This window comes from Streptomyces gobiensis, assembly GCF_021216675.1.
GTDB classification, from domain to species: Bacteria; Actinomycetota; Actinomycetes; order Streptomycetales; family Streptomycetaceae; genus Streptomyces; species Streptomyces gobiensis.
The window spans coordinates 2,945,304-2,968,108 of record NZ_CP086120.1 but is presented as its reverse complement, the minus strand read 5'-3'; the positions used below and the strand labels follow the sequence as shown (position 1 = coordinate 2,968,108).

The following is a 22,805-nucleotide window of genomic DNA, read 5'->3' as shown; positions in this document are numbered from 1 at the left end:
CTCGGCGGAATAGCGGCCGTACGGCTCTTCCCGAACTCCTCCGAGGACCCGCATGCCCTCTCCCCTTGTCCGGCGGATCACCCCCGCGCTCACCACCGCGTGCACAGTGCTGTTGACCGCCTGCGCCGGCACCCCCGAGTCCGGCAACACGGTCGGCGAACCCGACCCGGGGGAAATCCCGGTCATGCTGGAGACGAAGCACCTCGAATTCCCTCTGGGCACCTATGAGGCCACCAACGACGAACGGCGGAAACTCAGCAGCGCGCAAGACGCTCTCGTGGTCGAGTGCATGTCCCGGTTCGGATTCGCCTACACGCCGCCCCCGCAGCAAACGGCTCCGGCGACGGACAACCGCTACATCTTCGGTGTGGTCGACGCCAAGGAAGTCGCCCGGTACGGGTACGGGAACCCGCTGGCCACCGCCGCCGCAAAACGCAAGCGGCCTGCCCGGCCCGCCCTGTCCAGCACCGAGCGACTGGTCCTCGGCGGTGCGGATGACACCAACCCGCAATCCCTGCCGATGAGCCAGGAGGCCGCCCAACGCGAGGGCGGCAGCAGCCAGAAGGTCAACGGCCAGGCCGTTCCCGTAGGCGGCTGCAGCCGCGAGGCGTTCCTCAAGCTCTACGCACCGAAGCCGAACGCCGTGGACATCATGTACGTGTTCAACCTCAGGAGCGAGGCGGAGTCCCAGACCCGCGCGGACTCCCGCGTGCGAGCGAACGACAAGAAGTGGTCGGCTTGCATGAAGAAGTCCGGGTACTCCGTCACCAACCCCATGGACGCGGCCAACGAACTCGGCATCCAGAACGAGGAGCTGTCCTCGCCCGACGCCATCGCCGCGGCTACAGCGGATATCGCGTGCAAGAAGAAAGTCAACCTGGTCGGCGTCCGCTATGCGGTGACCACCGCGTACCAGAAGCGGCTGATCGACAAGAACGCCGAGACGCTGAACCTCGCCCGTCAGCAGCACGAGGACCGGATGAAGCTGGCCGCCACTCTGCTCTCCTAAGAGGGGCCGAGCGAGTCGGCATCCGTTTCGCCCCCGGCCAGGGGGGCGTGTGCCAACCCGCCTGGAACACCGCCACGTTCGACAGTAGCGCGGTCCGGCGGCGAGTCCACACCGTCAGGGAGCCCGTTGACGTGTTCGAACGGCGCGCGATGGACCGGCTCAGACCGAGCGCACTGTCCATGATCACGAAGATGTGAGTATGTAGAGCGTGTACGCGACAAGTTCTCCACGTTCAAGCGAGTTGCCAGCAGCCTTGCCGGCACCCCTGGCTGCGGCCCTCACCATGACCGACACGCTCAGCAACAGGGAAGCCGAGGTCTTCTCGCTGCTGGCACACGCCCCGTCCTACAACGACATGGCAGAGCAACTAGGCATCAGCCGCCGCACCGTGCGATTCCACATCGAGAAGATCCGGCACAAGCTCGGGCCCCTGCAGTACCACCAACTCTGCGCGGCCTCCTACCTGCACTCGCTCACAACGGCTTGGGAGACAAGTACTGGATCACACTCTCCGGAGACGCCCGCATCCGGAGATTCGCACACGATCAGCCGACCAGCCCGCCCTGCCGGGCCGGCCGGACCGCGCCCACTGTGACGCCCTGCCTATGGCGAGAGGCTGCCCCATCCACCCGGCGAGACTGGCGGACCGCTTCCAGAGCCGCGCCCCTTCAAGCCAGACAGGCAGGCCAGCGACCCAGCGCAGGCTCGCCGCCCGCCGTGGGGCGGGTAAACGGCACACCGAACGCCCCGTAGCCCTTGATCGTCACGGTGACGCGGCGTGTCACCGCAGGAGGTACGGCCAGCTCGACGCGTGGATCCTCGTACATCCTGCCGAACAGCAGCCGCGGCCCGCGACCCGGCCCGGGGAGGATGCGCCCCCGCGACCAGGGGGTGCCGCCCATGCCGCTCACACCACTCATCCCACTCTTGCCGCCCATGCCGCTCATCCCCTCATGCCGGTCATGTCGCGACCGGCAGCGGGCTCCGCATGCCGCTGTGCCGCTCGGCGACGAGCCAGATCAGCGCGACGAGCGAGGTTGGCGGTGAGCATCCGTCCGAGCTCCTCGATGTTGCCGCCGGAAAAGAGCAGACCACCCGTGTTGAGGGCGACCAGCAGCCCGGTCTGCACGGCCGCCGCCAGATACGGGCGCAGCCCACTGAGCACCCAGAGGCGATACCGACCTCGGCCAGTCCCATCGCCACGAGCAACGGGGTGACCGCCGCCTCGGGCACGAAAGGAGCGTCGGCGACGATCGCACGGTGGTCGGCGCGTCCGGGCAGCACCTTGCACCAGAAACCCTCGTAAAACCAGACGAGAGCCACCGCCGCGGCGGCCATCGACCGTTGCCTCCACGTCGAGGCACCTCTCGAACACCTGGTCCGCTACAGCTGAGAGAGTCGCCACGATCTCGAAACGCGGCATGCGCTCACCTCAAAGGCACAGAACTACACAGCCACAAGTAGGCCGTACTGACCTCCGACATCGATGACATGGCCCGACTGTGCGGCGACCGCGTCCAGATCATCGGTATCTGAGCACTCGGAGGAGTTCGCAACCCAGCACCTGCACCCCGACAGCCCGGCACTGCACCACTGCCGCACCAGTAGGACCGGTACGCAGCAGTCAGCACGGGTACAGCCCTTGGCCCCACCGCTCGCATGCCACAGAGGCACCCTTTTGCCTGACCTGCACAAGCCCACCCGTGGACCACAGGACTCCCAAGCTCAGAGCGCGGGTTCGATTCCCGTCGTCCGCTCCACGGTGAAGGCCCAGGTCAGCAACCTGGGCCTTGTCTATTGTCAAGACCTCTTATGGGCCCTCGCACTCAGATGTCGCCGAGGGATTCCAGTAGGCCACGCAAGTCCTTTGCCATGCGGTCGCGCTGAGCGCGGGTGAGTCCGGCGAGCAGTCGGTTCTGGGTCGCTACGTTGTCGAGGAGTGCCTCGTCGACGAGGGCACGTCCGTCGTCGGTGAGGGCGACGTCGAAGCTGCGTGCGTCGTGTTCTCTGCGGGTGCGGGTGATCAGCCCGCGGCCTTCGAGGCGGTCCAGACGCTGAGTGATGGCACCTGAGGTGACCATGGAGGTACGCATGAGTTCGGCGGGGGTCAGGCGGTGCGGTGGGGGGCTGCGGCGGAGGGTGGCGAGGACGTCGAAGGCTGCGACGTCGAGGCTGTGATTCTTATAGGTGGCTCGCAGTTCACCTTCGATGATTTGCGCGAGTCGCTTGATGCGGCCGACGACGGCCATGGGGGATGCGTCGAGATCGGGGGCTTGCTCTGCCCACTGCGCCATGACGCGGTCTACGTGGTCAGTCATGCCGTCAGCCTAGCGGCTGCCTTAGGGGTGAGATATCTATTGCCTTAGAGTTAAGATAGTGGTTAGGTTTCCCTATGATCAACGAGACCGCTCCACTGACGGTACCGCAGGCCATTCGTGCACGTCGCAGCATTCGCCACTATCTGCCCGACCCCATCCCGGTCGAGCGGCTGACCGAGCTGCTCGACCTGACACTGGAGGCACCCTCCAGCTGGAACGTGCAGGCCCGCTCCGTCGTCGTCGTCTCCGATCAAGAGGGCCGCGACGGCCTCGCCTGGGCCACCGGCGGCCAGCCGCACCCGCAGGAAGCGCCAGTGACGCTGGTCTTCGTGGCCTCCAGTCAGACCTGGCGTGAGGACCTGAGTGACGTCTACGAGCAGGCGCGCAAGAACGGCGCGTGGAACGAACAGTTCATTGCCGGGTTCTCGCAGGCCAGCCTGGACTTCCACAGGGATCTGGAGGAGCGTGGCCTGCTGCGTGAATACGCGATCAAGGACGCAGTCATCGCCGCCACCTATGCGATGGTCACCGCCGCCTCCATGGGCCTTGCCACCTCACCGATGAACGGCTGGGACGAATGCAAGGTCAAGAAGGTCATCGGCATTGAGGACCGCGATGATCTGCACATCGCGATGCTGCTGCCGGTGGGCAAGGCTGCGGAGGAACGCCGGCACCCCGGCCGCAGGCCGCTCGCGCAGAACGCCTTCGATGGCCGTTACGGCCGCGGCTACGACTCCGTCCCGGGGCGGACCGTCCGGGTCTGACCCCGCCAACAGTCACCAAGCGGACGCCAACCACCAACAGCACGTGCCCGGGGGCACTTCGTGCTGCCCTCATTCACCTCGGACAAAAGGAACATGCAATGACGGACATGAAGAATCTGGTCCAGGTCGCCGGAATCATCGACGACAAAGAGGCGGCGCTGCTCGTCGAGGAAGGCGTCGACTGGTTCGGTTTCCCCCTGCGCCTGCCCTCGGGCAAGGACGACATCTCCGAGCCGGACGCGGTTCGCATCATCGGCGGCCTGAAGGCACCCCAGGCCGGTGTCCTGATCAGTTACCTCACCGACGCACAGGAGATCAGCGCCTTCACCACCCAGCTCGGCGTGACCGCCGTGCAGCTTCACGGGGATGTGGAGGTAACACAGCTGCGCAAGCTCAAGGCTGCCCGGCCTGACCTGTATGTGCTGAAGAGTCTGGTGGTGCGCGAGGACAATGCCGACGGGCTGCTGAAGCTGGTCGACGAGGTCGCCGATTCGGTGGACATGTTCATCACCGACACCTTCAACCCTGCCACCGGCGCGAAGGGCGCCACTGGCCTCACGCACGACTGGGGAGTGAGCGCCGAGCTGGTCCGCCGTTCGCCGAAGCCTCTGATGATGGCGGGTGGCCTGAATCCGGAGAACGTCGCCGAGGCGATCCGCGTGGTCGAGCCCGCCGCGGTGGATGCCCACACCGGCCTGGAAGGCCCGGACGGCCGTAAGGACCGCGCCAAGGTCGCGAAGTTCGTGGCCGAGTCCCGCCGAGCCTTCGCCGAGATCGCCTGATCTCGCTGGGCATCGCTTGATCTCCAGCTGCGGGCGGCCTCGCCGCCAAGCATTCAGCCGCCCGCAGCCGGGCTCCATCAACCGACGACAAGTAGGTTCTCATGGCGACTGGCCACAACGTCCACCTACTCCCGCAGACCAATCAACTGCGGGCAATGCACACGATCATCCGAGACCGCAACGCCTCCCGCGCGGACTTCGTCTTCTACTCCCGGCGCATCATCCGCCTCCTGCTGGAGGCGGGCCTGGATCTCCTGCCGTTCGACAAACACGAGGTCACCACCCCCGTCGGAGAGACCTACCACGGTCTGAAGTTCGCTTCCCAGCTGTGCGCCGTACCCGTCATCCGGGCCGGGGAGTCCATGGAAGCCGAGTTGCGGGATGTCCACCCCGGCATCCGCATCGGCAAGATCCTCATCCAGCGGGACAAGAAGACCAAGCTCCCTCACCTGTACTACTCGAATCTGCCGGACGACATCGCCGATCGGCATGTGCTTCTCCTCGAACCGATGCTCGCCACCGGGGGCAGCGCCCTCGCTGCGATCGGCGTCCTCCTGGATGCCGGCGTGCGCGAGGAGAACATCGTCTTCATCAACTTCCTCACCGCGCCCGAGGGCATCCACGCCGTCTGCGGCAAGCACCCGAAGGTCAAGATCGCCACCTCTGCCATCGAGGACCGCCTCAACGAGAACGCCTTCATGGTGCCCGGCATTGGGGACTTCGGGGACCGATTCTTCGGCACGACCGATTCGGCTGTGGCCCGGTGAAGCGCAACCGGGTCGTAATCGACTCCGCCCTCACCGCTCTCGCACCCTCGATCTGGGGCTCCACTTACCTCGTCACTACCGAACTCCTGCCCCCGGACAGGCCACTGCTCGCTTCGGTGATCCGAGCCCTGCCCGCAGGTCTGGTTCTCCTGGCGCTCGGCCGGGCGCTGCCCCGCGGCGTGTGGTGGTGGCGGGCCCTGGTTCTTGGCGTACTGAACATCGGCGCCTTCTTCTACCTGCTGTTCGTCGCCGCCTACCACCTCCCCGGCGGAGTCGCGGCCCTGGTGATGTCCGTACAGCCGATGGTGGTGCTGATCTTGTCGGCGCTGCTGCTCAAGGACAAGGTCAACCCGATCCACGTGGCCGCTTGCGTGCTGGGTGCCGGCGGTGTCGGATTGCTGGTTTTGCAACCGCACGCGGCTCTGGATGCGGTGGGTGTCGGGGCTGGACTCCTGGGCGCGGTGAGCATGGCGGCAGGGATCGTACTCACGAAGCGCTGGGGGCGACCGGAGGGGGTGGGGCTGCTGCCCTTCACCGGATGGCAACTGACTGTCGGCGGGCTCGTCCTCGCGCCGGTCACGCTGATAGGCGAAGGCCTGCCCAGCACCATCAGCGGTGCCAACCTCGCAGGTTTCGGCTATCTCGGCCTGATCGGGGCGCTGTTCGCCTACGCGATCTGGTTCCGCGGCGTGGAACGACTGCCCGCACTCGCCGTCTCGTTCTTGAGTTTCGCGTCTCCACTGGCCGCAACGGTCCTCGGCTATCTCGTCCTGAACCAGGCCCTGTCGCCTCTCCAGATCACCGGCGCCCTGGCCGTGGTCGCCGCGGTCGTCCTGGCCCAGCCCAGAGGAGGGCGTCGCAAGACAGCACAGACGCAAAAAAAGTCCGAAGAAATCATCAACGCGTAATCGCGCACCGTCAGACGGGGGACACGTTGGAAACGCAGGCATTCAGCACGCGAAGAACTGACACTCTCTACAGCACCCGGCTGCCAGACCTGCTCAGGCAGCAGGCCAGCACGCATCCAGAGGCCGTCGCTGTTGTCTACGACGGCCAGGAGCTGACCTACCGGGAACTGCAGGCCAATTCAAGCCAGCTGGCTCTGTATCTGCGATACCTGGGCGCTGGGGCCGACACCCCGGTGGGCCTGTACGTCGAACCGTCGTTGGAGCTCATGATCGGCGCGTGGGGCATCCTCGCCTCGGGGGGATCCTATCTGCCGCTGTCGCCGGAGTATCCGGACGACCGGCTGCGCTACATGATCAAGAATTCCGCCGCGAAGGTCATCGTAACGCAGGAGCACCTGGCGGCCCGCGTGGAGGAGCTGGCGCCCAACAGCACCACGATCGTCACCGTGGGCGATACGAGCACAGTCCCGACAGGAGCGTGGATCCGACGGACGTGGGAACCACTGCGCCCGGACAACCTGGCGTACGTCATCTACACCTCCGGATCCACGGGCCGTCCGAAGGGCGTGATGATCGAGCACCGCAGCATCGTCTCTCAGCTTCGCTGGATGCAGGCCTGTGGCTACCTCGGCCCCGGCACCACCGTGCTGCAGAAGACGCCGATGAGTTTCGACGCCGCACAGTGGGAGATCCTCGCCCCCGCCGTCGGCGGGCGGGTCGTCATGGGTGCGCCCGGCATCTACCGGGACCCCGAGGCACTGATCGACACGATCGTGAAGAACAAGGTGACCACGCTCCAGTGCGTGCCCACGCTGCTGCAGGCCCTGCTGGACACCGAGAACCTCCCGTCGTGCACCTCACTCAAGCAGGTGTTCTCCGGCGGTGAGGCGCTGACCACCAAGCTGGCGCGGGCCTTCGCCGAGGAGATGCCACGCTCGTCGCTGGTCAACCTGTACGGCCCGACCGAGTGCACCATCAACGCGACCGCTCATCTGATCGATCCGGAAACCCTCGGCGACGAGGAGGCGTCCGCGATCGTGTCCATCGGTGTGCCAGTGGACAACACGACGTGCTTCATCCTCGATGAGAACCTGCAGCCGGTGAATATCGGGGAGAAGGGCGAGCTGTACATCGGCGGGGCTCAACTGGCCCGCGGCTACCTGAATCTGCCCGGGCAGACGAAGGAACGCTTTATCACTCACCCGTTCATCCCGTGCGAGCGCCTGTACAAGACCGGTGACCTGGCGTACTGGAACCCCGATGGGACGATCCAGTTCTCCGGCCGTGCGGACTCCCAGGTCAAGCTGCGCGGCTACCGCGTGGAGCTGGAGGAGATCGCCTCGGCGATCGAGGAGCATATCTGGGTCAAGCGGGCCGCTGCTGTGGTCACCGACGACCCGCGCACCGGCTTCCAGAACCTCGTCGCGTGCGTAGAGCTGAACCCCAAGGAAGCCGCCCTGATGGACCAGGGCAACCACGGCTCCCACCACCAGTCCAAGGAGAGCAAGCTTCAGGTCAAGGCCCAGCTGTCCAACCCAGGCCTTCGGGACCCTGAGGAGCTTCGGATCCGACCGGTGATCGAGCTGCCCGGAGGTAAGGAGTCGAGCCGACAGCGGCGGGAGGTGTTCGCCCGTAAGACCTACCGGTTCTACGAGGGCGGCGAGGTCTCCTACGCCGACCTGCGGGAGCTGCTCCAGCCCCGTGAGGTGACCAGCTACTCACGCAGCGTCGATCAGCTGCGACGCGCTGAGCTGGGCGAGATACTGCGCTGGTTCGGCCCGTTCTACAGCGAGGAACGGCTGCTGCCGAAGTATGCCTACGCCTCCCCGGGGGCGCTGTATGCCACGCAGATGTATCTGGAGACCGGCGGTGTCGCGGGGCTGGATGCGGGCGTCTACTACTTCCACCCCATGGATCACACGCTGGTGCGTGTCAGTGATGCGCAGTGCCCGGCACCGGAAGGCGTGGAGGTGCACTTCCTGGGCAAGAAGCAGGCAATCGAGCCGGTGTACCGCAACAACATCCAGGAGGTGCTGGAGTTCGAGACCGGCCACATGCTGGGCGTATTCGAGGAAGTGCTGCCCGAGTACGGGCTGACGATCCGGCCGGCGGGGTACCGGCAGTCGGTGAAGGACGTCCTGGACGTGGCCGGAGAGGACTACTACCTGGGGACGTTCGAGATCGGCTCCAACGACGGGCAGCCCGGCTTCGACGCAGTGGAGATATTCCTGCAGGCCCACCCGGGCCGCGTGGAGGGGCTGCGGAGCGGCATGTACCGCTACGCTGACGGCGACTTCGACCGCATCTCGGATGAGATGGTGCTGAAGAAGCACGTCATCGCGATCAATCAGGGCGCCTATGAGTCCGCGAGTTTCGGGATCACCGCGGTCAGCAGGGCCGACCAGGGCTGGCTGGAGTACGTGAGTCTGGGCAAGAAGCTGCACCATCTACAGCGCAACGGCTTGCAGCTGGGCTTCATGTCCTCCGGCTACTCCTCGAAGACGGGGTATCCACTTCCGGCCGCGCAGCGCATCGACGACATCCTCGACGACGCCGGCGTCGCTTCGGGAGCGTCGTACTTCTTCCTCGGCGGCAAGGTCAGCGAGGAGCAGATCCGCTCCACCGGCATGCGCGAGGACTCGGTCCATATGAAAGGCCCGACCGAGATGATCCGGGACGACCTTGCCCGGTTCCTCCCCGACTACATGATCCCCAACCGGGTGCTGATGCTGGACGAGCTGCCCCTGACCGCCAATGGAAAGATCGACTGCAAAGCCCTGGCGGCCTCGGAGGAGGTGAATGATGCCGCGAATACCGCTGCAACTTATGTGGCCCCTGAGACGCCGGTTGAACGATGGCTGGTCGACGCGTGGGGGAAGGCGCTGAAGTATTCGGATGTCTCGATGGAGGACACCTTCTTCGCCTCTGGGGGGAACTCTCTGATCGCCGTGATGCTCACGCACAAGATCAACCGGGAGTTCGGGACCTCCCTACCCCTGCAGATCCTCTTCGAGTACTCCAAGCTGGGCGATCTCGCAGCCCGCATCGAGGACGACAGCCCCGAGCCGTCTTCGCGCCTGCTGCTTCTGCACGACGGGGGCGAAGGAACGCCGGTGTTCGCCTGGCCGGGTCTTGGCGGATACCCCATGAACCTGCGTCTCCTGGCCCAAGAGGCGGGCACAGGTGGCCCCTTCTACGGCATCCAGGCGGCCGGCATCAACACAGGCGAGGTGCCCTACCCCACCATCCGGGACATGGCCGCGGCCGATGTGGAGGAGATCCGCCGCGCCCAGTCCGAAGGCCCCTACACCCTGTGGGGCTACTCCTTCGGCGCCCGGGTGGCCTTCGAGACCGCGTGGCAGCTGGAGCAGGCCGGGGAGAAGGTGGAGAACCTGCTGCTGATCTGTCCCGGCAACCCCAAGGTGCGGCAGGTAGACAGGCGGCAGCACGGCCGTGAAGCCTCCTACCGCAACCCTGCCTACGTAACGATCCTGTTCTCCGTCTTCGCGGGCTCGATCACCGGACCCGAGCTGTATGCGTGCCTGCGGGCCACACGGGATGAGGACAGCTTCGTGGCCTGCATCGCCGCAGCCTTCCCTGCGCTGGATAAGGAGCTGGTCCGGCGCATCACACGCATCGTCGGGGAGACCTACGAGTTCGACTACTCGTTCGATGAGCTGTCCGAACGCCGACTCGACGCACCGGTGACGATCTTCAAGGCGAGCGGGGACGACTATTCCTTCATCGAAGGCCGTTCCGGCTATTCGGCAGCCCCGCCCACCGTGCTCGACCTCGAAGGCGACCACTACCAGGTGCTCAAAAGCCACGGCGTCGCCGAGCTGGTGGGGGCCATCCGCACCCGGCTGGCCTTGAGCTGAGCAAGCACCAGACTCCTCGCCCCGGCAATCCCCCCACCGGGGGAGGACAGGACGGCACACCGGCCAACGCGGCGTTTCGCGACCGGTGTGCCGCCCCAGCCCCACCTCACCCAGGGACTTCACCGAAGAGCAGAGCCAGGCGATCGACGCGGCGGTCAGCAAGGCCGTCATGGACACCTTCGACACCGGAGAAGAGACCATCTCGATCGCGCTGGAGCCGATCGCGAAGAACGACTGGAACGAGCAAGTCCTCGCAGAGATCTTCGCGCGGGAGGACCTGCTGATCAGAGCACCCGCTTACGGGAAGAAGAAGTGAGAGCCCAATGAGTGCACGCAGCGGCATCCCGATCATCTACAGCGACGAGGTCCACCAGGCCCTCCACGAGAACGCGCCGATCGTGGCGCTGGAAAGCAACGTCATCACGCACGGTCTGCCGTATCCGGACAACGCGGCCACCGCCCGGAAGGTGGAAGCCGCGGTTCGGGTCGGCGGAGCGGTACCAGCGACGATCTGCATCGAAAATGGCGCGATACGCGTCGGCATGACGGACGAGGACATTGAGCGGTTCGCAGCCACGCCGGGGATTCCGAAGGTCTCCAGCCGCGATATGCCGGTCGTGTTGGCCCAGGGCGGCATGGGCGCCACGACCGTGGCGTCCTCGGTCGTGGCGGCCGAGCTGGCGGGGATCCCGTTCTTCTCCTCCGCCGGCATCGGCGGGGTTCACCGCGGCGCCCAGGAAACGTTCGACATCTCCTCGGATCTGATCCAGTTCACCCGCTCCAAAGTCGCCGTCGTCTGCGCAGGCGCGAAGATGATCCTGGACCTGGGGCTGACCCTGGAGTACCTGGAAACGCAGTGTGTTCCGGTGGTCTCCTACCAGTCGGATGACTTCCCTGCCTTCTACTGCCGCACGAGTGGCCATCGTGCCCCGCACCGGCTGGACGACGAGCAGATCATTGCCCGCGCCATCGAGGCCCACTGGGCGCTGGGCAATCACAGCTCGTTCCTGATCACCACGCCGGTCAGGGAAGAAGACGCCATCGACTCTGCAGAGGTCGACGCGGCTATCCGCAAGACCGTGGCCGCGGCCGGGCGAGACGGCGTCTCAGGTCAAGGCATTACCAAGTACCTGATGCGGGCGGTAGACGCAGCCACCGACGGGCGATCGGCGCAGGCCAACATGGCGGTTCTGGTGTCTTGCGCCGAGGTTGCGGGGCGCCTGGCCGTCGCGCACGCCCGGCACCGTGCCGAACTCTCAGGCGAATAGATCCTGCCCCACTTCACTTCAACGATCCCTAGCAGGAGAAGCATGTCCAAGACGCTGTTCGAACCGGTCACCCTGGGCAAACTGGCCCTGAACAACCGCATGGTCATGGCCCCCATGACGCGGAACCGGGCCACCGCCGACGGCCGGGCCACTGAGCTGATGGCCACCTACTACGCCCAGCGTGCCAGCGCCGGCCTCATCATTACCGAAGGCATCCAGCCCAGCACCGTCGGCCAGGGGTTCCTCAATACCCCAGGGCTGCACACTGACGAGCAGGTCGCTTCCTGGCAGCCCGTCACCGAAGCCGTGCACCGGGCCGACGGCCGGATCGTGGCTCAGCTGATGCACTCCGGGCGCATCGGCCATCCCTCGCTGTATCCCAGCGCGCACCATTCGGTCGCACCCTCCCCGATAGCCGCCGCCGGGCAGTGCTTCGGCCCCGACGGCCCGTTGGACTACCCAGTGCCGCACGAACTGACGGCCGACGAGATCGCCCAGGCCGTCCGCGACTTCGCGGCCGCGTCCCAGAACGCCATCGATGCCGGATTCGACGGGGTTGAGCTGCACGCCGGTAACGGATTCCTGCTCCATCAGTTCCTGTCGGACAACACCAACCACCGCACCGACGCATACGGCGGCAGCGTTGCTGCCCGTACCCGCTTCGTGGCCGAAGTGGCCGAGGCCACCGCCGGACGAATAGGAGCCGACAGGGTCGGGATGCGCATCTCGCCCGCCAACCCGTACAACGACATCGCCGAGAGCGACACCGCCCATCTGTACGCCGAGCTGGTCCAAGCACTGCCGCCGCTGGCGTTCTTGCATGTGATGGAGGCCGCAAACCGGCCCCAGACGCTGGCGGTGCGTGAGCAGTGGCAGGGGCAGCTGATTCTCAACCCACACTCCACCACCGATGCGGGGCCGGTCAGCCCGGAGACCGCAACCGAGGCTCTGAATGACGGGGTCGCTGATGCCGTCTGCTTCGGCGCCATGTTCCTGGCCAATCCGGACTTGCCGGACCGTATCCGTGCCGGCGGTCCGTACAACACGGTCGATGAGAGTGCGCTCTACGGTGGCGACCATCGTGGATACACCGACTACCCGGTCCTGCGGCAGGGGGACGTCACATGAACGAGAGGCAGATGCTGCTGTTCTCCGGGCGTGCGCACCCCCGGCTGGCCGAGGCGGTCGCTGACGAGCTGGGGACGTCGCTGGTGCCCACGAAGGCGATCGACTTCGCCAACGGCGAGATCTACGTCCGCTATCAGGCGTCAGTGCGGGGTGCGGACTGCTTCCTCATGCAGAGCCACACAGCCCCCATTAACAAGTCGATCATGGAACAGCTGGTCATGATTGACGCGCTGAAGCGGGCCTCCGCACAGAACATCACCGTCATCGTGCCGTTCTACGGCTACGCCCGGCAGGATCGCAAACACAGCGGCCGGGAGCCCATCTCAGCCCGGCTCATGGCCGATCTGCTGAAGACCGCGGGCGCGGACCGGATCCTGACCATCGACCTGCACGCCGACCAGATCCAGGGCTTCTTCGACGGCCCCGTGGACCATCTGTTCGCCAGGCCGGTGCTTGCGGAGTACGTCGGCGCCAAGGGCGACCGGAAGAAGTTGACGGTCGTCTCCCCCGATGCGGGGCGCGTGCGGGTGGCGGACGGCTGGTGTGACCGTCTCGGGGCGCCTCTGGCTATCGTGCACAAGCGGCGTGACAGGGACGTCGCGAACCAGGTCACAGCGCACGAGGTCGTGGGTGAGGTGCAGGGCCGGGTGTGTGTCCTGGTCGATGACATGATCGACACAGGTGGCACAATCTGCGCCGCTGCCGACGCGCTGTTCGCTCAGGGGGCGGAGGATGTGATCGTGGCGGCCACGCACGGCGTGCTCTCAGGCCCCGCAGGCGACCGGCTGATGAACTCGAAGGTCAGCGAGTTCATCTTCACCGACACCCTGCCAGTGCCCGCGGACCTCGCCTTGGACAAGGTCACTGTCCTGCCGATCGCGCCTCTGATCGCGAGCGCCGTACGGGAGGTGTTCGAGAACGGGTCTGTGACCCGGCTTCTGCAGGATCGGTAAACCTTCGAACAAGCGGGCCGCTTACGTGGGGATCCTGGGCGGCCCGCTTGTCTCTGCTGAGGATGAAGTCGCTGCCCGGCACGACCTGCCAATTTCCCGCCAGGTCCCGGGTGATTTCAAGGCTCAGAGCGCGGTTCGATTCCCGTCACCCGTTCCACGACAGCCCGAGCAAATGGCCCGGAGGGTTGCTTCTGGGCCAGACAATTTTCAGGAGGCCCCGCCTAGCGGATCGCGCGTCGGAGGGTGGTGTCGTACCCAAACTCGCCCTCGTACTCTCTCGCCTGCTTTCCCGGCCCATGCAGGGAAGCTGTTCTCCCGCTCGGTGAGCCACGCGGTCAGGCGCTCGTCGGTGACCGGCTCGGGGACCACGTCCACGTATTCCACTGCGGCCTTCACCGGCCGCCATGAGGCGTACGCTCCTGACTGACGTTGACCGCGCGCTGAAGGCGTTCATTCGCGTCCTGGAAGACGGTACCGGTTTGCTCGGCCAGGGCCTGGTCCAGCAGATCCAGCACCCGCACCGGTCCCAGGCCGAGCATGCTGTCGAAGACCGCCCGCGACAGGAACGCCGCCGTCTTCCCGGCCCCCCGCTCCAGTAATGCGCTGTCCGGGATCTCTCTCCTGCGGCACTCCGCTGGCTCTTTCCTCAGGCTCACCCGGCGAGGGTGACTCCGTTTCCGGCGAAGGACACCTTGATTCCGTCGTCGGTGGCCTGCACGGTCTTGGCTGTGATGCCCCAGGGGATCCCGGTCAGGGAGATGTTCTGCTCCGGAGCTCCCTCGGTCTCCGGGGTGATACGGATGGTGTTGCCGTCGGTGGAGATCCGGGCGATGACATGCATGCCGTCCCGGGTAATGCGGATCCGGTCCGGGCCGCCGGTGACTGGGGCGATCTCGGTCTTCCCGGTGTCGCCGTCCAGGGCACGGGCGATGGACGCGTAGGTGACGGTGGCGGTGCCCTCAACTTGCTCGGCGACCGCACCGGAGAAGCCGCCGGTGATCTTCACCCCATGGGCCGTGCCCTTGATGTCACGTACCGCGATGCCGCTGCCGTTGGCGGGAGCGGTGTCGTCAGCGGAGATCCTGATCTCATGGAGCTCCTTGCCCAGGACCTGGGTGAGAAACGGAAAGCCCTCGATATCGACCTGCGTCTTTCCCTCTCCGGAACCGGTGGCGGATGCGGTGGCGGAGGTGACTTTGCCGGCCAGGAAGTCTTCGGCGAACCAGAGAGCGAGCCTGTCCGCCCCGATGAATATCACGGCCAGGACGATAAGGGTGATGACGGTTCGGCGCAGCGCGCGCATGGTGTTCTCCCCGCTGTAGTTGGTCGTGTGACGCCATGTCGGTATCACCGTCGTGATGCCGACAGGTCACCCTATGCGGCCCGTGATCGGGTCAGCGGCTGGTAGTACCGGCCGCCGAGTTCCTGCGCGCGACGCGCGGCATCCGCACTGCTGACCGGTATACAGTGCGAACATCGTGCAACTTCAATAGGCGGGGGCCATCATGGCGCTGTTCGGAAACGCACACACTGTCGATCCGATGGCGGCGCAGCAGGACTACGCGCGGCTGCTGGGGCAGGGCGAGCAGGTGCACGCCGCGTACCAGCTAATACGCGACACCATCCTCTTCACCGACCGTCGGCTCATCCTCGTCGACAAGCAGGGAATAACAGGCAAGAAGGTGGAGTACCACTCCATTCCCTACAAGAGCATCACGCACTTCGCGGTGGAGACCGCCGGTACATTCGACCTCGACGCGGAGCTCAAGATCTGGATCTCCAGCAACGCCGCCCCCATCGAGAAAACCTTCACCAAGGGCGTTGACATCTACGAAGTCCAGGCCATCCTCACCCAGTTCGTGACGAAATAGCCTACGGGGCCGGGGAAGCACGCCCGTTGTGTGGGTGGTTACTGCGGCGCGGCTGATGGGGTGCGGCATTCCGGACACTCGGCCGGGGAACACACGGCGATCCGGCCGACGGCGGTGAGTTTCGCGGCGGTCCGCTGGCCCCGGCGGGCCATGGCTCGCCGGGGCGGCGTCGCGCTCAGCGGGGGCGGGCGGCAGGCAAGGGCCGGTCGGGGACGGTGAGTTTCCGCGTCACCATGGGGTCGGCGACCGTATGACGGACCGTCGCCCGCCACAGCCGTACGGCGGACACGGCGGCTGCGGACAGCAGGAGCAGATTGCGTGCGTACAGTACGGCGATGGCCAGCGGATCGGCGTCGTCCCGCAACTCCCGGTACAGCAATGGGAATTCAAGCGTGGTGAACACGCATGCGGCCAGCAGCAGCCAGGCCACCGGACGTTGAGTGGTGTCCCGCCGCAGCAGACATACGGCGGCCAGCCCGACCAGCCACACCAGATACTGCGGGCTGATCACCCGGCTGGTCACCACAAACAGCAGCACCGCCGTCAGCGCCGCGTCGGGCAGAACCCAGGGAGCCGCCGTGCGGTACGACCGGTTACGCCACCACAGCAGCCAACCCAGGGCCAGCACGCTCAGCGCCTGGCTGATCCGGCTCGCCAGCTCCACATACGGGCCGACGAACTCATGCGAGCCGTCCTTGGCCGCCCAGGTGCCGCTCCAGCCGAAGTGGCGGGCGATGTGGAAGGGCATGGAGCCCACTGACTCAATCTGGATGCCCCGTTCGCGCTGTGCGGTGAGGAACGCGAACGCGTTCGGCATGGCGAGCGCGAAGCCGAGCGCCAGCAGAGCCATGGCCAGGGCTGCGGCGGACCAGGCGATACGGGTACGGCGGCCCCGGGTGGTGGCCGCGAGAAGCAGCACCGGCCACACCTTGATCATCGCCCCGGCCGCGGTGAGGGCGCCAAAGGCGTGGTCGGCCCAGGGACGTTGGGCGGCGGCGACGAGCAGGGCGGCTATCGCGACGGCGGTGACCAAGAGATCGAAGCGGTTCCAGGGAAGGGTGCTGAGCACCGCCAGACCCACGATCCACAGCCAGACACCGGCCATGGAACGGTCCCGGCGCGCCCCCCTGCGCGCCAGTGCCACCAGCACCGCCGCGTCGCACACCGCGCACAGCACGACAAAGGCGTGGCCGTAGTCCAGGCCCGGGAGCAGCGCCGGGGCCATGATCGGGGCGGCGGCGCCCGGCGGGTACTGCCAGCTGACGTCGTCCAGCGGGAAGGCGCCGGTACTCAGCACCTCGTACCAGCCCTGGTAGACCTTTGCGACCGAAGGGTCGAGTGTCCCCCGGCCGGTCACCGGATTGATCTTCAGCGCCGCCGTCACCAGCCAAAGCCGGGTCAGGCACCAGGCCGTGACCGCCGCCCAGATGTGGGCCGTACCAGCAGCGGGGCGCGTCTCTCCACGATCTTCCATATACGAGAAGAGGCGATACCGGCCCCGGGCGTGCCCCGAACGCGTGAATTGGCTGGGCCCAGACGGGTGGCCTGGGCCCCCGACCTCAGGGGCGGAACCGGGGCTCAGGCCTCAGACGTCGAACTCGCGCGGCTCAATGCCCAAGGCGAAGCAGGCCTCTCGGACAATGGCCCGTTCGCTCTGGTCGAAGTTGCCGTCGGCGCCACCGATGACGATGCCGATCTGGATGACCGCACGGGCCTCGGTCGGCTTCTTCTGCACCTTGCCGATGGTCTGCATCAGGCTGACCTTGCCGAAGTCGAAGTCGGTGGTCAGCTTCTGGCAGTAGTCGTTGAAGAGCCGCTGCAGATCGTCGGCGGGGAAGTTCTGCAGGACCTCATTGTTGGCGATCAGGGAGGCGACACGCTGCCGCTCCGCGGCATCGATGGAGCCGTCCGCGGCAGCCACCAGGGCACACATCGCCATGCTCGCATCGCGGAAACCGCCGCTCTTCAGATCGTTCTTCTTCGCGTTGAGCTGAGTCTGCATCGTCGACGCGGACTCCTTGATGCGGTCCCAGAGGGCCATCGGGTCTCCTTGGTGCGGTGCTCAATTTGGTCGGTGATCAATGCCTATATCACCGTAGAAGCTACCAAGGGGAACGGACGGTCGATCCGAGGGAGTTGACTGAAAGCGGGTCGGGCGTGGCGGGGCTCGGCGCGGGGTTGCAGGTGAAGCCCAGCCGCTTCATCGCGCGCGTCACCTCGAAGGCGGTGAAGTCCCGCCGGTCCTGTCGGGTGATCACTGCACCCACCTGCATGACGGGGTACGCACGCCGACCGATCTGTACGGAGACGCCGGTGACGGACTCGGGCTTGGTGCCGCTCATCGCGTGCTCCACCTCGCTCGCGGTCAGGTCAAAGGGATAGCCAGCGATGATGCAGCGCATAGTGCCTCTACGGGGAGAAGGGGGTGATGCCCGGTGTGACCAGCGTCGCACAGCCAGGGCTGTCCGTCACCCTCCCAACGATACTGACGATGCTGAGATGTGTGCTAGGTTGGTTCCAGTTGCAGTTTTGGTACCCATAAACTTTATGCGCGCCTGAGCGAATGACGCATCAGGCGCGTTTTGTTTTTTCCGGTTTCTCCGGATGGGGTCATTGCGGCGACGCGGAGTTCGCAAGGTGCGTACTCCAGCACTGCCCCCATGAAGGAGATAGAACATGGCTACTGGCACCGTGAAGTGGTTCAACGCCGAAAAGGGTTTCGGCTTCATTGAGCAGGACGGCGGCGGCGCCGACGTCTTCGCCCACTACTCGAACATCGCCACCCAGGGCTTCCGTGAGCTCCAGGAAGGCCAGAAGGTGACCTTCGACGTCACGCAGGGCCAGAAGGGCCCGCAGGCCGAGAACATCGTCCCCGCCTGATAGCGGACGACAACGCGCCAGACAGCTGGGGCCCGCACCTCTAAGGGGTGCGGGCCCCGGCCGCGTTCTGCCCCCTGCCGCGCAACACCGCGAAGAGCAGGGTGAGGGCCAGGCCCGCCACCGCCCAGGCGGCGAGCACCAGCAGCGGACCGGTGATGGCCGCGCCGTCGAAGTAGGCGATGGAGCGGGCCGACCAGGTGCCCGCGCCGGGCGGGAACGCGGGGCCGATCGTCCGCCAGAAGGGCGGGAGCAGCGGGCCGGGGTAAGCACCGCCCGCGCTGGGATTGCCCAGGACCACCACCAGCAGGATCGCCACGCCGATGCCGATGACCCCGGCCATACCCTGCAGGGCGAGGGTGGCCGCGCCGACCGCGAAGACGATCAGGGCTCCCAGGCCCCACAGCGCCAGCGGGTTACCGGGCAGCGCGCCCAGTACGGGCCCGGCGATCAGCGCGCCGCCCAGCCCCGCGACGATGGCGTAGACCGCGAGGGCGCCCAGCCGGATCAGTGCCCGGCTGAGGTTGATGGGCCGGGCACCGTAGCTCATCGCGAGAATCGCGGCGATCAGATAGCCGCCCACGGACCAGCCGACGACGAGATAGAACGAGGACAGCCCACGGGCGTCCCCCTTCTCGACCGGGACCACATCCTCGACCTCAACGAGGCGCTGCTGGGCCTGCTGGACCGCCCTGATGACCTGTTCCAGGGCTTGGGAGAGAGAGGCACCCGCGCCGCTGGCCACCAGCAGCCGGTCGGTCGTACCGGCTGGATCGACGACGAGAGCGCCATCGATCTTCCGGTTCTTGATCTGCTGAACGGCCTCGGCCTCGTCGTCGGTCGCAGTGCGCACCTTGAGCGGGGTGCCCGGCAGGGTGTCGAGGCGCTGCGTGTACTCATCCTGCACCTGCTGTGGTGCGACCACCGCGATGGGGACCTTGTCGGGGGTGGGGTTGTGGAAGGCACCGAGGTAGGAGGTGACGAAGGCCAGTTGCAGCGCGAGCACTCCGAGCACCAGCAGGGCGGCGCGCAGTGACACCGCGTCCCTCAGCTCACCGAGGAAGCCGTCCTTGCCGCCCTTGCCGCCCGCCGCTGCCGATGCCATGCGCCCCAGCCTTCGGGGCGGGCCAGCGGTGTGCACCTATAGCTGGGCCGAACGGCTGACAGCGACCGTTAGTCTTGCGGTCCGCCACCGCACCAACTCAATGGAAAGGCCTCTCCTATGGGCATACGGAGCCTCCTGCGGAATGTGTTCGGACGTCCCCAGTCGACGGAGAGTGTCGATAAGGCGGAATCGTCGGAATCGACGCCCCCGAGCGAGGCGGAGCCCCGGCCCGAGACCACGCGGGAGTCCGCGACGGAGCCGAAGGCCGAGCCAGCACCCGCAGCCGCCACCACGCCCGAGCCCAGTCCCGAGCCCGCCCCGGAGCCGCAGCCCGAGACCGCCGCCGAGCCGGAAGCCCGACCCGCACCCGCGACACGGCCGGAGAGCGCGCCCGTGTCGCGTACCGCTCCGGCGGCAGCGGGAGCAGAGACCGATGACGCCGCTACAGACCCGGCTGAGCCCGAGCCCGCCCCGGAGCCGCAGCCCGAGACCGCCGCTGCGCCGGAGACGGAGCCAGCGACCGCACCCGCGTCGCGTACCGCTCCGGTGGAAGCGGAAACGGAAGCCGATGACGCGGCTACGGACCTGGCTGAGCCCGAGCCCACCACCGCCGAGTCGGGCTCAAAGGCTGAAATCGTCGCCGGGTCCGGGCTGGCGGCGGTGGAAGCGAAGGCGCCCGAGCTGGTCGGCCTGTACAAGGCGGCCGCCGTGTCGCTGGAGAAGCATGGGCTGTCCGGGCAGCGGGCGGCCGTCTACCTCGTGCTGGACCGCTCCGGGTCGATGCGGCGCTATTACAAGGACGGCACCGTCCAGCACCTCGCCGAGCAGGTGCTGGGCCTGTCCGCGAACCTCGATGACGACGGCATCGTCCCCGTTGTGTTCTTCTCGACCGATATCGATGGCACCGCCGACATCTCTCTCACCCATTACGCCGGCCGTATCGGGGAGCTGCACGACACCTACGGGCATATGGGCCGTACGAGCTACCACTGCGCCATCGAGGCTGTCGTCGAGCACTACGAGAAGTCCGGCGCGACCGACCCGGCCCTGGTGATCTTCCAGACGGACGGCGCTCCCACCAGCAAGGCCGCCGCCGAGCGGGCGCTCTGCGAGGCCGCGGACAAGCCGCTCTTCTGGCAGTTCATCGGCTTTGGCGACCCCAAATCCGCAGGGCTGAACTTTCTGCGGAAGCTGGACAGTGGACTGCCGGTCCCGGAGAAGCGGACCATTGACAACGCGGGCTTCTTCCACGCCGGACTGGAACCGCGCGAGCTTACGGACGCCGATCTGTATGAGGGACTGACCGAGGAATTCCCACGGTGGCTGGCAGCGGCCCGGGAAGCGGGCATCGTTCGCTGAGGAAACTCCGGGCGGGTGGTGGCCGGGGCTCGGATACGATATTTGGCGGCTCATCGGAGCATATAGTCACGCACAGTAACGACTTGGGAGCAGCCGCAATGGCTCGACACCTCATCACAAGCGCCCTTCCCTACATCAACGGGATCAAGCACCTGGGCAACATGGTGGGGTCCATGCTCCCGGCCGATGTCTATGCCCGCTATATGCGTCAGCGCGGCCATGACGTGCTGTACATCTGTGCCACTGACGAGCACGGCACCCCCGCCGAGCTGGCCGCCAAGGAGGCCGGGCTGCCGGTGTCGGAGTTCTGCGCCCAGCAGCATGACGCGCAGAAGGCGATCTACGACGGCTTCAGCCTGGCCTTCGACTATTTCGGCCGAAGCTCCTCGGAGCAGAACGTCGAGATCACCCAGCGCATCGCCCGCAGCCTGAACGAGAACGGCTTCATCGAGGAGCGTGCCATCCGTCAGGTGTATTCGCTGACGGATGGCCGCTTCCTGCCGGACCGCTACATCGTCGGTACCTGTCCGCACTGCGGCTACGACAAGGCGCGCGGCGACCAGTGCGAGAACTGCACCCGGGTGCTGGATCCGACCGACCTGATCGACGCCCGCTCGGCGATCAGCGGCAGCAGCGAGCTGGAGGTCCGGGAGACCAAGCATCTCTTCCTCCTCCAGTCGAAGCTGGCCAATGAGGTCGAGGCGTGGATCGACGCGGTCGGCCAGGAGTGGCCGACGCTCGCCTCCTCCATCGCTCGCAAGTGGCTGACCGAGGGGTTGCAGGACCGCTCCATCACCCGTGATCTGGACTGGGGCGTGCCGGTTCCGGCCGACACCTGGCCGGAGCTGGCGGCCGAGGGCAAGGTCTTCTACGTGTGGTTCGACGCCCCGATCGAGTACATCGGCGCCACCAAGGAGTGGTCCGACCAGGACCCGGCGAACCGTGACTGGGAGTCCTGGTGGTACGAGGCGGATGACGTCTACTACACCGAGTTCATGGCGAAGGACAATGTCCCGTTCCACACGGTGATGTTCCCGGCCACTCAGCTCGGCACCCGTAACCCCTGGAAGAAGGTCGACTACGTCAAGGCCTTCAACTGGCTCAACTACTACGGCGGCAAGTTCTCCACCTCCCAGAAGCGCGGCATCTTCACCGACGCCGCGCTGGAGCTGCTGCCCGCCGACTACTGGCGTTACTTCCTTATGGCGCACGCGCCGGAGTCGGATGACACCAGCTTCACCTGGGAGCTGTTCTCCGCGTCGGTGAACAAGGACCTGGCCGACACCCTCGGCAACTTTGTGAACCGGGTGCTGACCTTCTCCCGTAAGCGGTTCGGCGACGCTGTCCCGGCGGGCGCGGCGGCCGGGGAGGCCGAGCGGAAGCTGGGCGAGGAGATCGCTCAGCTGCTCGCGGAGTACGAGCAGCACATGGACACCCTGCAGTTCCGCAAGGCGGCGCAGTCGCTGCGGTCGCTGTGGAGCGCGGGCAACGCGTATCTGGAGGAGAAGGCGCCCTGGCTGGAGATCAAGACGGATCAGGACGCGGCGGCGCTGACGCTCCGTACGGCAATGAACCTGATCCATCTGTACTCGGTGATCTCCGAGCCGTTCATTCCGACATCGGCGAGGGCGATGCGCGCCGCGTTCGCGCTGGCCGGTGATGACAGGGCGTGGGTGACATCCGATGAGGCCCGCGCGCTGGACTCCGTCCCGGCGGGTACGGCCTTTACGGTGCCGCCGGTGCTCTTTGCGAAGATCACCGAGGAAGACCTCGAGTCCTATCGCGAGCGCTTCGGCGGCGAGGGCGCGTAACCGAGCA

General features: G+C 66.4%; 24 protein-coding genes and 1 pseudogene. 15 read left to right on the top strand and 10 right to left on the bottom strand.

The genetic code is table 11. From position 1 onward, the window contains the following. Positions 1-52 precede the first annotated feature (52 nt). Positions 53-1,009: a hypothetical protein gene (locus test1122_RS13755; protein ID WP_232269468.1), complete on the top strand. Its 957-nt coding sequence runs from the start codon at positions 53-55 to the stop codon at positions 1,007-1,009. Between the two features lie 283 nt (positions 1,010-1,292). After that, complete coding sequence (locus test1122_RS13750) at positions 1,293-1,604, top strand: response regulator transcription factor (RefSeq protein WP_232269467.1); 312 nt, start codon at positions 1,293-1,295, stop codon at positions 1,602-1,604. A gap of 73 nt (positions 1,605-1,677) precedes the next feature. Here the strand turns inward: test1122_RS13750 and test1122_RS13745 are convergent, their stop codons facing one another. The 4 genes and pseudogenes from test1122_RS13745 to test1122_RS13735 form a co-directional block, all read right to left on the bottom strand. Further along, positions 1,678-1,947, bottom strand: coding sequence for a hypothetical protein (locus test1122_RS13745; RefSeq protein ID WP_232269466.1), 270 nt, complete (start codon positions 1,945-1,947; stop codon positions 1,678-1,680). A 5-nt stretch (positions 1,948-1,952) separates the two neighbouring features. Then, entirely contained in the window at positions 1,953-2,174 is a 222-nt protein-coding gene (locus test1122_RS13740; protein WP_232269465.1) for a hypothetical protein, read from the bottom strand. 44 nt (positions 2,175-2,218) lie between these two features. Then, positions 2,219-2,347 (bottom strand): annotated as a pseudogene (locus test1122_RS26820) (hypothetical protein); the annotation flags it as partial. 488 nt (positions 2,348-2,835) lie between these two features. After that, positions 2,836-3,327, bottom strand: a complete 492-nt coding sequence (locus test1122_RS13735) for a MarR family winged helix-turn-helix transcriptional regulator (RefSeq protein ID WP_232269464.1) — start codon at positions 3,325-3,327, stop codon at positions 2,836-2,838. 74 nt (positions 3,328-3,401) lie between these two features. Here test1122_RS13735 and test1122_RS13730 point away from each other — a divergent pair, with 74 nt between their 5' ends. From test1122_RS13730 to test1122_RS13690, 9 genes are all read left to right on the top strand, one after another. Beyond that, positions 3,402-4,091: a nitroreductase family protein gene (locus test1122_RS13730; protein ID WP_232269463.1), complete on the top strand. Its 690-nt coding sequence runs from the start codon at positions 3,402-3,404 to the stop codon at positions 4,089-4,091. A 98-nt stretch (positions 4,092-4,189) separates the two neighbouring features. After that, positions 4,190-4,873 (top strand): phosphoribosylanthranilate isomerase, encoded by a 684-nt coding sequence (locus test1122_RS13725; protein WP_232269462.1) that lies wholly within the window; start codon positions 4,190-4,192, stop codon positions 4,871-4,873. 101 nt (positions 4,874-4,974) lie between these two features. Beyond that, on the top strand, positions 4,975-5,640 hold the full coding sequence (upp, locus tag test1122_RS13720) for a uracil phosphoribosyltransferase (protein ID WP_232269461.1): 666 nt from the start codon (positions 4,975-4,977) through the stop codon (positions 5,638-5,640). Next, positions 5,637-6,548: an EamA family transporter gene (locus test1122_RS13715; RefSeq protein WP_232269460.1), complete on the top strand. Its 912-nt coding sequence runs from the start codon at positions 5,637-5,639 to the stop codon at positions 6,546-6,548. Before upp ends, test1122_RS13715 begins: the two co-directional genes overlap by 4 nt. Before the next feature lie 26 nt (positions 6,549-6,574). Then, positions 6,575-10,426 carry an amino acid adenylation domain-containing protein gene (locus tag test1122_RS13710; RefSeq protein WP_232269459.1) on the top strand — a complete coding sequence of 1,284 codons (3,852 nt, stop codon included), beginning with the start codon at positions 6,575-6,577 and terminating at the stop codon, positions 10,424-10,426. Positions 10,427-10,511: 85 nt separating this feature from the next. After that, positions 10,512-10,742 carry a tautomerase family protein gene (locus tag test1122_RS13705; RefSeq protein WP_232269458.1) on the top strand — a complete coding sequence of 77 codons (231 nt, stop codon included), beginning with the start codon at positions 10,512-10,514 and terminating at the stop codon, positions 10,740-10,742. 7 nt (positions 10,743-10,749) lie between these two features. After that, a complete protein-coding gene (locus test1122_RS13700; RefSeq protein WP_232269457.1) occupies positions 10,750-11,694 on the top strand; it encodes a pseudouridine-5'-phosphate glycosidase in 945 nt (314 codons plus the stop codon). A gap of 42 nt (positions 11,695-11,736) precedes the next feature. After that, positions 11,737-12,822: an alkene reductase gene (locus test1122_RS13695; protein ID WP_232269456.1), complete on the top strand. Its 1,086-nt coding sequence runs from the start codon at positions 11,737-11,739 to the stop codon at positions 12,820-12,822. Beyond that, positions 12,819-13,775, top strand: a complete 957-nt coding sequence (locus tag test1122_RS13690) for a ribose-phosphate diphosphokinase (protein WP_232269455.1) — start codon at positions 12,819-12,821, stop codon at positions 13,773-13,775. Before test1122_RS13695 ends, test1122_RS13690 begins: the two co-directional genes overlap by 4 nt. Positions 13,776-14,167: 392 nt before the next feature. Here the strand turns inward: test1122_RS13690 and test1122_RS13685 are convergent, their stop codons facing one another. Together test1122_RS13685 and test1122_RS13680 are read right to left on the bottom strand one after the other, a co-directional pair. After that, the gene (locus test1122_RS13685) at positions 14,168-14,431 is read right to left on the bottom strand and encodes a hypothetical protein (protein WP_232269454.1); all 264 of its coding nucleotides are present in this window, start codon (positions 14,429-14,431) and stop codon (positions 14,168-14,170) included. Beyond that, on the bottom strand, positions 14,428-15,078 hold the full coding sequence (locus test1122_RS13680) for an LmeA family phospholipid-binding protein (RefSeq protein ID WP_232269453.1): 651 nt from the start codon (positions 15,076-15,078) through the stop codon (positions 14,428-14,430). Before test1122_RS13680 ends, test1122_RS13685 begins: the two co-directional genes overlap by 4 nt. 202 nt (positions 15,079-15,280) lie before the next feature. Here test1122_RS13680 and test1122_RS13675 point away from each other — a divergent pair, with 202 nt between their 5' ends. Next, positions 15,281-15,646: a PH domain-containing protein gene (locus test1122_RS13675; protein ID WP_232269452.1), complete on the top strand. Its 366-nt coding sequence runs from the start codon at positions 15,281-15,283 to the stop codon at positions 15,644-15,646. Between the two features lie 175 nt (positions 15,647-15,821). Here test1122_RS13675 and test1122_RS13670 read toward each other — a convergent pair whose 3' ends face one another. From test1122_RS13670 to test1122_RS13660, 3 genes are all read right to left on the bottom strand, one after another. Then, positions 15,822-17,120 carry a glycosyltransferase family 87 protein gene (locus tag test1122_RS13670; RefSeq protein WP_232269451.1) on the bottom strand — a complete coding sequence of 433 codons (1,299 nt, stop codon included), beginning with the start codon at positions 17,118-17,120 and terminating at the stop codon, positions 15,822-15,824. Positions 17,121-17,231: 111 nt separating this feature from the next. Beyond that, complete coding sequence (locus tag test1122_RS13665; protein ID WP_232269450.1) at positions 17,232-17,687, bottom strand: tellurite resistance TerB family protein; 456 nt, start codon at positions 17,685-17,687, stop codon at positions 17,232-17,234. Between the two features lie 61 nt (positions 17,688-17,748). Next, entirely contained in the window at positions 17,749-18,048 is a 300-nt protein-coding gene (locus tag test1122_RS13660) for an SCO5918 family protein (protein ID WP_232269449.1), read from the bottom strand. A 274-nt stretch (positions 18,049-18,322) separates the two neighbouring features. On the opposite strand from test1122_RS13660, the gene test1122_RS13655 reads away from it, so the two are divergent. Then, complete coding sequence (locus tag test1122_RS13655; RefSeq protein WP_010986199.1) at positions 18,323-18,526, top strand: cold-shock protein; 204 nt, start codon at positions 18,323-18,325, stop codon at positions 18,524-18,526. A gap of 40 nt (positions 18,527-18,566) precedes the next feature. Here test1122_RS13655 and test1122_RS13650 read toward each other — a convergent pair whose 3' ends face one another. Further along, positions 18,567-19,628, bottom strand: a complete 1,062-nt coding sequence (locus test1122_RS13650; protein WP_232269448.1) for an ABC transporter permease — start codon at positions 19,626-19,628, stop codon at positions 18,567-18,569. A 117-nt stretch (positions 19,629-19,745) separates the two neighbouring features. Here test1122_RS13650 and test1122_RS13645 point away from each other — a divergent pair, with 117 nt between their 5' ends. After that, positions 19,746-20,987 carry a VWA domain-containing protein gene (locus test1122_RS13645; protein ID WP_232269447.1) on the top strand — a complete coding sequence of 414 codons (1,242 nt, stop codon included), beginning with the start codon at positions 19,746-19,748 and terminating at the stop codon, positions 20,985-20,987. A 98-nt stretch (positions 20,988-21,085) separates the two neighbouring features. Next, entirely contained in the window at positions 21,086-22,798 is a 1,713-nt protein-coding gene (gene metG, locus test1122_RS13640) for a methionine--tRNA ligase (RefSeq protein ID WP_232269446.1), read from the top strand. Positions 22,799-22,805: the final 7 nt, after the last annotated feature.

Coding starts and splice junctions, on each gene's coding strand:
- test1122_RS13755 (WP_232269468.1), top strand. CDS start 53: ATGCCCTCTCCCCTTGTCCGGCGGATCACCCCCGCGCTCACCACCGCG.
- test1122_RS13750 (WP_232269467.1), top strand. CDS start 1,293: ATGACCGACACGCTCAGCAACAGGGAAGCCGAGGTCTTCTCGCTGCTG.
- test1122_RS13745 (WP_232269466.1), bottom strand. CDS start 1,947: ATGGGCGGCAAGAGTGGGATGAGTGGTGTGAGCGGCATGGGCGGCACC.
- test1122_RS13735 (WP_232269464.1), bottom strand. CDS start 3,327: ATGACTGACCACGTAGACCGCGTCATGGCGCAGTGGGCAGAGCAAGCC.
- test1122_RS13730 (WP_232269463.1), top strand. CDS start 3,402: ATGATCAACGAGACCGCTCCACTGACGGTACCGCAGGCCATTCGTGCA.
- test1122_RS13725 (WP_232269462.1), top strand. CDS start 4,190: ATGACGGACATGAAGAATCTGGTCCAGGTCGCCGGAATCATCGACGAC.
- upp (WP_232269461.1), top strand. CDS start 4,975: ATGGCGACTGGCCACAACGTCCACCTACTCCCGCAGACCAATCAACTG.
- test1122_RS13700 (WP_232269457.1), top strand. CDS start 10,750: ATGAGTGCACGCAGCGGCATCCCGATCATCTACAGCGACGAGGTCCAC.
- test1122_RS13695 (WP_232269456.1), top strand. CDS start 11,737: ATGTCCAAGACGCTGTTCGAACCGGTCACCCTGGGCAAACTGGCCCTG.
- test1122_RS13690 (WP_232269455.1), top strand. CDS start 12,819: ATGAACGAGAGGCAGATGCTGCTGTTCTCCGGGCGTGCGCACCCCCGG.
- test1122_RS13680 (WP_232269453.1), bottom strand. CDS start 15,078: ATGCGCGCGCTGCGCCGAACCGTCATCACCCTTATCGTCCTGGCCGTG.
- test1122_RS13675 (WP_232269452.1), top strand. CDS start 15,281: ATGGCGCTGTTCGGAAACGCACACACTGTCGATCCGATGGCGGCGCAG.
- test1122_RS13670 (WP_232269451.1), bottom strand. CDS start 17,120: ATGGAAGATCGTGGAGAGACGCGCCCCGCTGCTGGTACGGCCCACATC.
- test1122_RS13665 (WP_232269450.1), bottom strand. CDS start 17,687: ATGGCCCTCTGGGACCGCATCAAGGAGTCCGCGTCGACGATGCAGACT.
- test1122_RS13660 (WP_232269449.1), bottom strand. CDS start 18,048: ATGCGCTGCATCATCGCTGGCTATCCCTTTGACCTGACCGCGAGCGAG.
- test1122_RS13655 (WP_010986199.1), top strand. CDS start 18,323: ATGGCTACTGGCACCGTGAAGTGGTTCAACGCCGAAAAGGGTTTCGGC.
- test1122_RS13650 (WP_232269448.1), bottom strand. CDS start 19,628: ATGGCATCGGCAGCGGCGGGCGGCAAGGGCGGCAAGGACGGCTTCCTC.
- test1122_RS13645 (WP_232269447.1), top strand. CDS start 19,746: ATGGGCATACGGAGCCTCCTGCGGAATGTGTTCGGACGTCCCCAGTCG.
- metG (WP_232269446.1), top strand. CDS start 21,086: ATGGCTCGACACCTCATCACAAGCGCCCTTCCCTACATCAACGGGATC.